The organism is Propioniciclava sp. (genome assembly GCF_036744435.1).
GTDB lineage: Bacteria > Actinomycetota > Actinomycetes > Propionibacteriales > Propionibacteriaceae > Propioniciclava.
Genome location: NZ_DAIOIA010000012.1, coordinates 5,022 through 16,306, shown reverse-complemented (window position 1 = coordinate 16,306; position 11,285 = coordinate 5,022). Strand labels below are relative to the sequence as shown.

Genomic DNA, 11,285 nt, shown 5'->3' with positions numbered 1-11,285 from the left:
ACCCTCAGTCCTCGGCGGGATTCGGTCGGTGGCGTGGACGCGTGATACTCCCGGCAACTGATTGACACGTTTCAGTTTCGTGCGAGGGTGGACGCATGACCGCCGCCGTTGCCGATCTGCTCGATGCCCCTCTCATCCGCCACCCGCTTGACGACCCCGGACGCGACACCCCGGCCGCCGTCCTGTTCACCACGATCCACCTGGACGCCGGACACGGGCCGGTCCGCGCGGCGCGCCTGACTGCCACCGCGCACGGCGTCTACGAGGCCACCCTCGACGGGCATCCGGTCACCGAATCGGTGCTCAACCCCGGCTGGACATCGTACGAATGGCGCCTGCCTGCCCACACCTTCGACGTCACTGCCCTGATCGCCGACGGCGCCGACCTCGTCTTCACCGTCGGCAACGGCTGGTGGCGCGGCAAGTTCGGATTCAAGGGCGCCGAGGCGGACTACGGCTCCGACACCGGCGTCGTCGCCGCCCTGACCATCGAGTACGCCGACGGGCACGTCCAGCGTGTCCTGACCGACGCGTCCTGGCTAGCCACCACAGGGAAGGTGCGCGCCAACAACCTGTACGACGGCCAGCACGTCGACTTCACGCACGATCCCGAACCGACGCGGCCGGTCGCCCTCGGAACCTGGGAACCGGCGACCCTCGTCCCCGCGGCCGGACCACTCATCACCCGGCACGAGACGCTGACGCCCGTCGCAATCACCACATCTCCGGCCGGCGCGACGCTGGTCGACTTCGGGCAGAACCTCGTCGGCTGGCTGCGGTTCCGCGTCCGCGGCGAGCGCGGGGCGACCATCACCCTGCGTCATGCCGAGGTGCTGGAGGGCGGCGAGTTGGGCGTCCGGCCGCTGCGTTCCGCCCGTCAGACCGACACGCTCACGCTCTCCGGCGGTGAGGACGCCTTCGAGCCGACGTTCACCTTCCACGGGTTCCGTTACGTCGAGCTCGCCGGCTGGCCCGGAACCCCGACCCTCGCGGACCTGCAGGCGGTCGTCGTCCACAGCGACCTGCGTCCCACCAGCACTTTCGCTAGCAGTCATGCTGGCCTGAACCAGCTCGTCCACAACTCGATCTGGGGTCAGAAGGGCAACTTCCTCGGTGTCCCCACCGACTGCCCGCAGCGCGACGAGCGCCTCGGCTGGACCGGCGACATCGCCGCCTACGCCGCCACAGCCTGCTTCCAGTTCGACAGTGCCGACTTCCTGCATGGGTGGCTGCTGGACGTTCGCGCAGAAACCGAGTCCGAGGGCAGCGTGCCGCTCGTCGTGCCCAACGTTCTGCGGCACGACCGGGCCGGAAGCTGGAACGGCTTCCCGGGCATCCAGGCCGTGTGGGCGGACGCCGCCTGCTGGGTGCCGGAGGCCGTCTGGCAGGCGTATGGCGACCGTGATCGGCTCGCCGCCCACTACCCGGGGATGGTCGCCCACCTGACGTCGGTCGAGGCGGTGCTCAGCCCGACGGGTCTGTGGGAGGCCGATCAGCGCCTGGGGGACTGGCTCGACCCGGACGCCCCCGCCGACGAGCCGGCCCGCGCCAAGGCCGACCCCGGCGTCGTCGCGACCGCCAGCCTGTACCGGTCGGCGTCCTTCGCCGCACGGGCCGCAGACATTCTGGGCTTGGACGCCGACGCTCGGCGCTGGTCGACGCTCGCCGATCGCACCCGGGACGCGTTCGTCGAGCACTATGTGGACGCCGCAGGGCGGGTCCGCTCCGACTGCGCCACCGTCTACGCGCTCGCGATCGCGTTCGGGCTCCTGGACGCGGCGGCTCGCGTCCGTGCTGGTGCCCGGCTAGCCGAACTCGTCCGGGCCGCTAACTACCGGGTGAGCACGGGTTTTGCTGGGACGCCCTACGTCACCTGGGCGCTGAGTGAGACCGGGCATGTCGAGGACGCCTACCGCCTACTGCTGGAGGAAGGCTGCCCGTCGTGGCTGTACCCGATCACCATGGGTGCCACGACGATCTGGGAGCGGTGGGATTCGATGCTCCCTGACGGGTCGATCAATCCCGGTCAGATGACCAGCTTCAATCACTATGCGCTGGGGGCGGTCGCCGACTGGATCTATCAGGTGGTGGGCGGCATTCGTGCCGCCGAGCCGGGGTATGCCCGCGTCCGGATCGAACCGGTCCCCGGGCCGGGATTGGACTGGGCCGATGTGTCCCTGGACGCTCCGGTCGGCGTCATCCGCAGCGGGTGGAAGCGTCTCCCGGACGGTTCGGTCGAGGTCACCGCGGAGATCCCGGACGGGGTGGGTGCTGACCTGGTCTTGCCCGACGGGCGGGCGTTCGCGGTGGTGGGCGGCCTGCACCGCTACGTCGTCGCCTGCTGAGGCTGGCTCATCTGGCAGGAGCGGACCTGCCGACGCATCGCCCACACCACAGGACTCCGGTCCGGCCGCCGAGGACTGAGGATTGACCCGCCGAGGACTGAGGGTGTGAGCCCCGACGACTGGTGGGGGCCGCCGAGGACTAGGGCAAGGAGTATCCAGGACTGAGGATTGACCCGTCGAGGACTTTTGCTGGGAATGCCCAGGCAGAGGCTAGGAGCAGTGGGGCTGCAATTGCTGGGGCGCTCGGCGGGTCAAGCCGGAGTCCTCGACGGCCGGACGCCCGGTCCTCGGCGGCGGGAGCTTCAGTCCTCGGCGGTCCCTGGCAGAGTCCTCGGCGGGCTCCGGCAGAGTCCTCGGCGGTCCCAGACTGAGTCCTCGGCAGGCTCAGGCTCAGCCCTCGGCGGGCGGGGTGGGTGGGCCGGGACGGACCGGGGCGGGGGCGATGAGGCGACGCACGACCTCCAGCAGCTCGGCAAGCGGGTAACTGCCCGGCTCGGCGAATCCCTCTCCGCCGAAGGCCGCGTTGTAGTAGAGCCCGTCGCCCAGGAGCATGATCGCCTGGGTGACGCCCTCATCGCCCACTTCGGCGCGGATGAGTCCGAGCCACCGGCGCTGGATTGACCGGATCGTCTCGCTGGCTTCCGGGTGCTTCTCCCAGCCGAGCCGGGACGCGGCAATCAGGGCCCGGTCGAACGGCGAGCCGGTGTTGCGCGAGGACGCAACGTAGTAGAGCGCGGGCCCTTCCGGGGCTGCGGACATGGCCGCGACATCCCCGTCGGCGAGGGTCCGCAGCCGGTCCAAGAGGCCCGCGACTAGGGACTCCCGGTTGGGGAAGTGGTACAGCAACCCACCCTTGGAGACCTCGGCGGAGGCAGCGACGGCATCCAGCGTGGCGGCTCGTTCGCCTTCGCTGGTGAGGATCGCCTCGAAGGAGTCGAGGATTCTGTCGCGCGCTGACATGCGGGTCATCGTATCGATCGCGGGCCCGGTTGGCCCGGCGCCGAGAGCGCTTCCGAGCGGGCGGTCCCCCGCAGGGAGGGGTGGGTGTGGACGCGAGCGTGGCAGTCCCCGCGGGGGTCGCATGCCCGGGGGTCTTGGGGGCAGGGAGCCCCGGCCTCGGTCGCGGTTGTCGACGAGCGGGGCTGCCGCCGACTTGAACTGTACCGTCTAGACGGTTTATCATGGAGAGGTTGTCGCCGACACTGGCGACCGCACGCACTGAAGGAGTTCTTTTCATGACCATCACCGAGATGACCGCACCGACCGCAGCCAAGCTGCGCTGGTGGGCGCTGGCCGTCTTGATGCTGCCCGTCCTGCTGGTCGCGGTGGACAACACGGTCTTGTCGTTCGCTATCCCGATGATCTCCGAGGCACTCCGCCCAACCGGCGTCGAGCTGCTGTGGATCGTCGACGTCTATCCGCTTGTCCTGGCGGGCCTGCTCATCCCCATGGGTAGCCTCGGTGACCGTTTCGGACGCCGCCGCCTCCTGCTCGTCGGGGCCACCGGCTTCGCCGTCGTGTCCGCTATCGCCGCCTTCGCCCCCACGGCAGGGGCGCTCATCGCCGCCCGTGCGGCCATGGGCTTCTTCGGCGCCATGCTGATGCCCGCCACCTTGTCGCTGATCCGCAACATCTTCGTCGATCCGCAGGAGCGACGCCTAGCCATCGCCGTGTGGGCGGCCGGATTCTCCGGCGGCGCGGCGCTCGGCCCGCTCGTCGGCGGATTCCTGCTGGAGCACTTCTGGTGGGGGTCGGTGTTCCTGCTCGCAGTGCCCGTCCTGTTGCCGCTGCTCATCGCCGGTCTGCTGGTCCTGCCCGAGTCCAAGGATCCGAACCCGGGTCGGGTCGACGTGCTGAGCACGATCCTGATCCTGGTCACCATGGTCGCGCTGGTCTGGGGCATCAAGTCCATCGCCGTCTACGGTCCCGGCCTGGATCTGGCCGTGTCGCTTGCCGTCGCGCTCGCGGGCGGCATCTGGTTCGTCCGCCGCCAGCTCAGCCACGACAACCCCATGCTCGACGTCCGGCTGTTCACCAACCCGGTCTTCAGCGGTGCCGTCGGCGCCAACCTGCTCAGCGTGTTCTCGCTGGTCGGTTTCCTGTTCTTCGTCTCCCAACACCTTCAGCTGGTTTCGGGGCGGACGCCGATCGAGGCCGGTCTGGTGCTGCTGCCGGGTCTCATCATGACCGTCGTCGTCGGGCTTCTCGTCGTGCGGCTCTCCCGGTTCGTCCGACTGGGCACCATCGTGGTGGGCGGCCTCCTGCTCAACGCGGTCGGCTACGTCCTGGTGATGCTCACCGGCAACTCGGGGTCCGACGTGGGCCTGCTGATCGCTTTCGCCCTGCTGGGTGCCGGTGTCGGCGGCGCGGAAACCATCTCCAACGACCTGATCCTGTCGGCGGTCCCCGCCGCCAAGGCCGGGGCGGCGTCCGCCATCTCCGAAACGGCGTACGAGGTCGGATCGGTGCTCGGCACGGCCGTCCTCGGTGGGCTGCTCACGTCGGCCTACCGGACGAACGTTCAGATCCCCTCCGGGTTGACCTCCGAGCAGGCCTTCGCTGCCGGGGAGACCCTCGGCGGTGCGCTGGATGTCGCCGCCCAGCTCCCGGCTGCGCTCGCCGAGCCGCTGCTCGCCTCGGCGCGGCACGCGTTCGACTCCGGCGTGACGCTGACCTCGGCCGTCGGCGTGGTGCTCATGATCGTCGCTGCCGTCCTGGCTCGCGTCACCCTCAAGCGCGCCTGACGCCGACCCGTGATGGCTGCCCGGCCCCGATCCTCTCGTCGAGGACCGGGGTCGCGGCGTCTCCTGGGCACATGCGTGGGCGTCGGTACGATCAGCGCAAGCGTCCGGGCGGGCGATCCAGAGTCGAGGAGGCGGGAGGAGCCATGACACCCACGTCCGTGCCCGGGACCCTGTGGCTCATCGTCGAGTTCGTCATGAAGATCGTCGCACTCGGCGTCGTGCCCGAGAACCGCAGGCCCTCCTCGTCGTCGGCGTGGTTGCTGCTCATCCTGTTCGTGCCTGTCGTCGGGTTCCCGCTGTACTGGCTGATCGGCAGCCCGTGGGTCACCGGACGCCGCCGTGCGATCCAGCGCGAGAGCGACCAGGTCATCAAGGACCACATGGCCGGTGTGCCGCTCGTCCCGAGTGACGCGCGCCCCGCGCAGACGCTGGGCGGTGTCCTGCGGATGAACCGCGACCTCACGGGGATGCCGAGTCTCACCGGATCCGTGGACTGTCTGCTCGCCGACGCGGAGGAGACCTACGAAGCGATGGCGCGGGCCGTTGATGGGGCTCGCCGCTACGTGCACGTCGAGTTCTACATCATGGCCTGGGACACCACCACCGACGTGTTCTTCGCCGCCTTGGCACGGGCGGTCCGACGTGGGGTGAAGGTGCGTCTGCTGGTCGATCAGCTGGGCTCGATGAAGTACCCCGGCTGGCGCCAGTTCGGGCGTCGGCTCTCTGAGATCGGCGTGGAGTGGCGGCTCATGATGCCGATCGACCTCCTCCGTCGCCGGTGGCGCCGCCCCGACCTGCGCAATCACCGCAAGCTGCTCGTGGTGGACGGCGAACTCGCCCTCGTGGGCTCGCACAACGTCATCGATCCGCACTATGGCAAGGCGAAGAACCGGGCGATCGGACGCCGCTGGCACGACTTGTCGGTGATGGTGAGCGGCGGAGTGGTCCTCGAGGTCGAGGCGGTGTTCGCCATGGATTGGTTCGTCGAATCCGGCGAACTGCTCGACCGGGCCGAGCACTTCACGACGCGGGAGCCGGAACCCCTGGGCGGTTCGGTGAACGCGTTGCAACTCGTGCCGTCCGGACCGGGCTATCCGACCGAGCCGAACCACCGCATGTTCGTGGCGCTGATGTACGCCGCCGAGCACACGATCACGATCACCAGCCCCTACTTCGTCCCCGACAGCGCGCTGCTGGCGGCGATGACGTCGGCGGTCTACCGCGGCGTCCGTGTGGAGTTGTTCGTCGGTGCCGAAGCCGACCAGTTCGTCGTCGGGCACGCCCAGCGCTCCTACTACGAGGCGTTGCTGGAGGCAGGCGTCCGCCTGTTCCTGTATCCGGCTCCGGCCGTGCTGCACGCGAAGTACATGACGGTGGATGACGCCGTGGGTGTCATCGGGTCTTCGAACATGGACTACCGCTCGTTCGCGCTGGACTACGAGATCATGATGCTCGGGTTCGGCGGCAACCTGGTGGGCCTGCTGCACAGCAATGATGAGCACTACCGCCAGGTGTCGCATGAGCTGACGCTGGAGGAGTGGCGCACCCGCCCCTGGCATCAGAAGTACGTCAACAACGTCTGCCGGTTGGCCTCCGCCCTCATGTGACCCACCCATCCCCGCCGAGGACTGAGCCACACCCCGCCGAGGACTGAGGCCTAATCCGCCGAGGACTGAGTTCCACCCCGCCGAGGACTGGGTCCCAACCTGCCGGGGGCTGAGTTCCACCCCGCCGAAGACTGGGGCCAATCGTGCCGAGGACTGCACTTTGTCTTGCCGAGGACTGAGGATGTGACCAGCGAGGACTGCAGTTAACGCCGCCGCGGACTGCGGGCAGGGTCGCCGAGGGCTGAGTTCCACCCCGCCGAGGACTGCGGTTAATGGTGGCGAGGACTTCGGCTACTCGTGCCGAGGATGCGGCCTATCTCGTCGAGGACCACACCCCCGGCGCGTCGAGGACAGGGGCGAGGGTGGCGATGCCGGGACGCGGGCGTCCTTGAACATCGCGGTCGTGACTCCCCGGGTATGGCTGCTACGCGCGCCAAGCGGGCTCCGCGGGATGATCGCGGCGCCCGCCTCGGGACGCTCGGCAACGGGACGCTCGGCATCGAGAGGCCCGGCGGACGGACGGGGTCTCGCGTCGACGCATGGAACTCTCAGGTTGGGACCGCGATTTCCGCGCCTCAAGCGCAGTCCTCGCTGGTTCCTAGCTCAGTCCTTGCTGGCTACGTCCTCAGTCTTCGCCAGGACAAAGTGCAGTCCTCGGCACGATTGACCCCAGTCCTCGGCGGGCTTTGCCCCAGTCCTCGGCGGAAGGGGTGCGGGAGGCCCCGCCCTCGGGAGGGGGCCGCGGTGTGTCGCGAACCCTCGACATTCGGAGGAGATCCTCTCTAGACTATGAAACGATTCACCTACGAGAGGACCAACGATGGGAACCACGTCGTACCCCGAGACGCTTGCCGAAGTGCTGGACAGCATGGGCGCCGCCGGACGCCGACTCAACAGCATCGACGCCGTCGAGGCCGGTGCGGGGAACCTGTCCGCCGCCGTCAACTGGACGCTTGACCTAGGCGAGTTCTTCGATGCGCAGCGTCCGCTCGAACTGCCGCTCGCGGTCCCGCACCTGGCGGGATACACCGTGCTGGTGACGGGATCCGGGTGCCGCCTGCGCGGCGTCCACGACCAGCCCGCCCGCAACGTCGGTGCCGTCGTCATCGACGAGGGCGGCCTCACCGGCACGCTGCACTACCTCTCGACGGGCAACTTCCTCCGTCCCACCAGCGAGTTCAACTCGCACCTCGGCGTCCACGACGACCAGGTGGCCCGCCGCGGTGTCGCCTTCCACTCGGTGATCCACGCCCAACCGCCGCACCTGACGCTGCTGTCGCACCTGCCCGAGTTCCAGGGCACCACCGAACTCAACCGGGCGATCCTGCGTTGGGAGCCGGAGACCATCGTCCAGCTTCCCGAGGGCGTGAAGTTCCTGCCGTTCATGGTTCCGGGCTCTGAGGAACTCAGGTCGAACAACGTCGCCGGGCTGCGCGACCACCAGATCGTGCTGTGGGCCAAGCACGGCGTCATGGCGCGGTCGGACGTCTCCCCGCTGGGTGCCTGCGACAAGATCGAGTACGCCGAGACCGGCGCCCTGTACGAGTACAAGAACCTCGCCACCGGCGGCCGCGCCCAGGGCCTCTCCGACGACGAACTGCACCGCGTCGTCGAGGCGTTCAACGTTCCCACCACCCTGTTCTGAGTCGATCCGCGAACGCCCGGCCCTCACAGGTGCCGGGGCGTTTCGTCGTTGCCTACGGGTGGAACACTCGACCTTGTGACCCGCATCTCACCGGCGCCCCTGATTCTGCGGGGCCAGACGTTCGACGCCGCACGTCCCGCCGTCATGGGCATCATCAACCGGACCTCCGACTCGTTCTACGCGCCCGCGCGCTACGAGGACGCCGCGGGGGTCGTGGCGCGGGCGTCCGCGATGGTGGCCGAGGGGGTCAGCATCGTCGACGTCGGCGGGGTGCGCGCGGGCCAAGAAGGCGAGTGGGTGGACGCCGCCGCGGAGATCGCCCGCGTCAAACCAGCGCTCGGCGCCCTCAAGGAGGCGCTGCCGAACCTGCTGCTCTCGCTGGACACGTGGCGCGCCGAGGTCGCGGACGCCTGCGCCGGGCTGATCGACGTCGTCAACGACACCTGGCAGGGCGCCGACCCCGGGTTGGTGGACGTGGCGGCGTCACAAGGCACGGGCTACGTCGTCTCGCACACGGGAGGGCTGGCGCCGCGCACCGACCCGGTGGGTATCGACTACGGTCCCGGCGACGCGGTCGTCGACGAGGTGGCCCGCGTCCTTGCCGCTGGCGCCCAGCGCGCACTCGACGCGGGGATCCCGGCCGAACGCATCCTGATCGACCCGACGCTGGACTTCGGCAAGACCACGCTGAACTCCCTGGCGCTGGTGGCCCACACGGAGCGCTTCGTGGCGCTCGGGTTCCCCGTCCTGCAGGCGATCAGCCGCAAGGACTTCATCGGTGAGACGCTTGATCTGCCCGCCGACGACCGCCTCGAAGGCAGCCTGGCCGCGACGGCGATAGCCGCCTGGCAAGGCGCGACGATCTTCCGAGCCCACGACGTGCGCGCCACCCGCCGCGTCCTCGACATGGTCGCTTCGCTCCGAGGAGACCGTCCCCCGCTGCGCACCGACCGGGGCCGCTGAGAGCGGAAGCCCAGGATCCACTGGGCCGAGGTGCAAGACCGCGCTAGAATTCTGTACATGACGACGCTATCGCTAGCAGAGGCCCGAGCGAACCTCTCCAAGCTGGTGGAGTCCGCCGTAACGACGCACGAGCGATTCGAGGTAACCCGCAACGGCGATCGGGTGGCGGTGTTGCTCGGGGCTGAGGACTACGACGCGCTGCTGGAGACGCTCGACATTCTCAGCGACGCGGACGAGGTTGCTGCGATCCGCGCTGGGATCGCTGATCTCGAAGCGGACGAGGTGTCCACCGCCGACGAGGTTCGCGCCGCCCTCGCCGCCCGCGAGCGCTAACCGAATGCCCCAACCGTACGAGGTCGTCTTCAGCCGTTCGGCACGACGTGCCCTGGAGCGGGAACTCCCCGAGAAAGTCGCGACAGCGGCCTTTGAGTTCATCATGGGAGCCCTCCGCCATGATCCTCGCAAGGTCGGCAAGCCTCTGCGTGAGCCCCTTGCCCCGCTGTTCGCGGCCAGGCGCGGCGACTACCGCGTGATCTACCGCATCATCGATCAGCGCCTCGTCATCGAGGTCGTTTCCCTCGTGCACCGTCGCGACGCCTACCGCGCCTGACCCTGCCTCAAAGTCTGGCGAGGGCGACAAACGTGTGAATCGTGAGTGGGGCGCCATCGTCACCTCCTGGGGTGGTGTCAGGTTTTGGCCTTGTTCTGCGTCTTCCGCATCAGCATTGGCGTACCGTCTCCGACTCTGCTTCCACCAGCTTCAGCACCCCGTCGAGCCGCGAGAGGAAGACATTCTCATCAACTGCACCGCCAGTGGTTTCCGGGCCTCCGCCGCGGGGTGAGAAGGTTGCGCCCGACGAGTCCCAGCAAGCATTGAGGGAGACGGTGAACCCGGAGTGGGAGCCACCCACGTAGCGTGCCAGGCGGACAAGCCGTGCGTTCCCCGCGACTCTCCTGGCGTATGAAGGCGCGGCGAATTCTGCCTCAACATACTTCAGGAAGCTCCCGGCCGTGGTTGCCTCGATCTCGAGGCTCACTGCAGGCGATTCGAAAGCGTAGAGCCGCTCCCACTCTGTCCAGAAGCGCCGGTAGACGGCTTCCGCTTCGGCGTAGAGGGCGTCGCGCGCTTGTGCCTGCTCGAATTCGATGGGGCCGCAAGGAACCGGATCGGCACCAGCTTCTGGGACGCATCGGTATGCCGGTGAAAGAGTGGGGCTCGCTGGACTGAGGCCAGCGCAGGCCACCAAGACACTGCACGCCAATGCGGACGACAAAAGCGATAATCGTGGATGGGACGCCATAGCCACCTCCTGGGGTGGTGGCAGTTTCGCACAGCGTGAGGAGGGCGCGGACTTCATCCGCAGAACCTTCGTGGACGGCGCGGCCGTTCCCGTGGCACGGGCCGATGCCTCACGTCAGACGCCATGATTCGGGCCCCAAGGCGAAGCGGTGCTCAGCGGCCGTAGTGATAGCGGCAGGCTGCGATCCTGATCTCGGTGTCGACCAATTTGTAGACCAGGCGGTGTTCGTCGGTGATTCGGCGTGACCAATAACCGGCGAAGTCGTGGCGCAGCGCTGCGGGCTTGCCGATTCCTTCGTTGCCGTTGCGGGCGACATCCTCGATCAGGGTGTTGATGCGCTTGAGGACTCTCCGGTCTTGGGCCTGCCACCACAGGTAGTCAGCCCAGGCGTTCTCGTCCCAGACGAGCAGCACCGTCAGTCCGCGATCAGGTCGTGCGGCTCGCCCTGGCCGGCTTCGAGGCGCTCCATCGCGTCGAGCAGGCGCCGCGCGTTCTTGGGCGAGCGCATCAGGTAGGCGGTCTCCTTGAGGGCTTCGTAATCCTCCAGGGAGACGATGACGACAGGTTCGTGCCCGGCGCGGGTGATCACGACCTCCTCGCGATCATTGACCACCGAGTCGAGAACCTCCGCGTAGCGTGCGCGTGAGTCCGTGTAGCTGAGGGTCTTCATGTCGCCCCTT

Annotated in this window: 11 protein-coding genes; 7 read left to right on the top strand and 4 right to left on the bottom strand. The window is 68.5% G+C overall.

Annotation, left to right across the window (positions count from 1 at the left end):
• The first annotated feature begins 95 nt into the window (after window positions 1-95).
• Window positions 96-2,345 carry an alpha-L-rhamnosidase gene (locus V7E09_RS02955; RefSeq protein ID WP_324522995.1) on the top strand — a complete coding sequence of 750 codons (2,250 nt, stop codon included), beginning with the start codon at window positions 96-98 and terminating at the stop codon, window positions 2,343-2,345.
• A gap of 390 nt (window positions 2,346-2,735) precedes the next feature.
• On the opposite strand, the gene V7E09_RS02950 is transcribed toward V7E09_RS02955, so the two are convergent.
• The gene (locus V7E09_RS02950; RefSeq protein WP_324522994.1) at window positions 2,736-3,305 is read right to left on the bottom strand and encodes a TetR/AcrR family transcriptional regulator; all 570 of its coding nucleotides are present in this window, start codon (window positions 3,303-3,305) and stop codon (window positions 2,736-2,738) included.
• 275 nt (window positions 3,306-3,580) lie between these two features.
• Here V7E09_RS02950 and V7E09_RS02945 point away from each other — a divergent pair, with 275 nt between their 5' ends.
• The 6 genes from V7E09_RS02945 (at window position 3,581) to V7E09_RS02920 (ending at window position 9,914) form a co-directional block, all read left to right on the top strand.
• The gene (locus tag V7E09_RS02945) at window positions 3,581-5,089 is read left to right on the top strand and encodes an MFS transporter (protein WP_324522993.1); all 1,509 of its coding nucleotides are present in this window, start codon (window positions 3,581-3,583) and stop codon (window positions 5,087-5,089) included.
• A gap of 143 nt (window positions 5,090-5,232) precedes the next feature.
• Window positions 5,233-6,696 (top strand): cardiolipin synthase, encoded by a 1,464-nt coding sequence (gene cls / locus V7E09_RS02940; RefSeq protein WP_324510041.1) that lies wholly within the window; start codon window positions 5,233-5,235, stop codon window positions 6,694-6,696.
• An 820-nt stretch (window positions 6,697-7,516) separates the two neighbouring features.
• Window positions 7,517-8,341, top strand: coding sequence for a class II aldolase/adducin family protein (locus V7E09_RS02935; protein ID WP_324510040.1), 825 nt, complete (start codon window positions 7,517-7,519; stop codon window positions 8,339-8,341).
• Between the two features lie 75 nt (window positions 8,342-8,416).
• Window positions 8,417-9,304: a dihydropteroate synthase gene (gene folP / locus V7E09_RS02930; protein ID WP_324510039.1), complete on the top strand. Its 888-nt coding sequence runs from the start codon at window positions 8,417-8,419 to the stop codon at window positions 9,302-9,304.
• A 57-nt stretch (window positions 9,305-9,361) separates the two neighbouring features.
• Window positions 9,362-9,637, top strand: coding sequence for a type II toxin-antitoxin system Phd/YefM family antitoxin (locus V7E09_RS02925; protein ID WP_324510038.1), 276 nt, complete (start codon window positions 9,362-9,364; stop codon window positions 9,635-9,637).
• 4 nt (window positions 9,638-9,641) lie between these two features.
• Window positions 9,642-9,914: a type II toxin-antitoxin system RelE family toxin gene (locus V7E09_RS02920; protein ID WP_324510037.1), complete on the top strand. Its 273-nt coding sequence runs from the start codon at window positions 9,642-9,644 to the stop codon at window positions 9,912-9,914.
• A gap of 109 nt (window positions 9,915-10,023) precedes the next feature.
• On the opposite strand, the gene V7E09_RS02915 is transcribed toward V7E09_RS02920, so the two are convergent.
• The 3 genes from V7E09_RS02915 to V7E09_RS02905 all read right to left on the bottom strand — a co-directional run.
• Entirely contained in the window at window positions 10,024-10,341 is a 318-nt protein-coding gene (locus tag V7E09_RS02915) for a hypothetical protein (RefSeq protein WP_324522992.1), read from the bottom strand.
• A 416-nt stretch (window positions 10,342-10,757) separates the two neighbouring features.
• Window positions 10,758-11,018: a Txe/YoeB family addiction module toxin gene (locus V7E09_RS02910; RefSeq protein WP_324510035.1), complete on the bottom strand. Its 261-nt coding sequence runs from the start codon at window positions 11,016-11,018 to the stop codon at window positions 10,758-10,760.
• 2 nt (window positions 11,019-11,020) lie between these two features.
• Window positions 11,021-11,285: type II toxin-antitoxin system Phd/YefM family antitoxin (locus V7E09_RS02905; protein WP_324522991.1), on the bottom strand; the 265-nt coding region annotated here is incomplete at its 5' end.

Coding starts and splice junctions, on each gene's coding strand:
- V7E09_RS02935 (WP_324510040.1), top strand. CDS start 7,517: ATGGGAACCACGTCGTACCCCGAGACGCTTGCCGAAGTGCTGGACAGC.
- V7E09_RS02950 (WP_324522994.1), bottom strand. CDS start 3,305: ATGTCAGCGCGCGACAGAATCCTCGACTCCTTCGAGGCGATCCTCACC.
- cls (WP_324510041.1), top strand. CDS start 5,233: ATGACACCCACGTCCGTGCCCGGGACCCTGTGGCTCATCGTCGAGTTC.
- V7E09_RS02925 (WP_324510038.1), top strand. CDS start 9,362: ATGACGACGCTATCGCTAGCAGAGGCCCGAGCGAACCTCTCCAAGCTG.
- V7E09_RS02945 (WP_324522993.1), top strand. CDS start 3,581: ATGACCATCACCGAGATGACCGCACCGACCGCAGCCAAGCTGCGCTGG.
- V7E09_RS02955 (WP_324522995.1), top strand. CDS start 96: ATGACCGCCGCCGTTGCCGATCTGCTCGATGCCCCTCTCATCCGCCAC.
- V7E09_RS02920 (WP_324510037.1), top strand. CDS start 9,642: ATGCCCCAACCGTACGAGGTCGTCTTCAGCCGTTCGGCACGACGTGCC.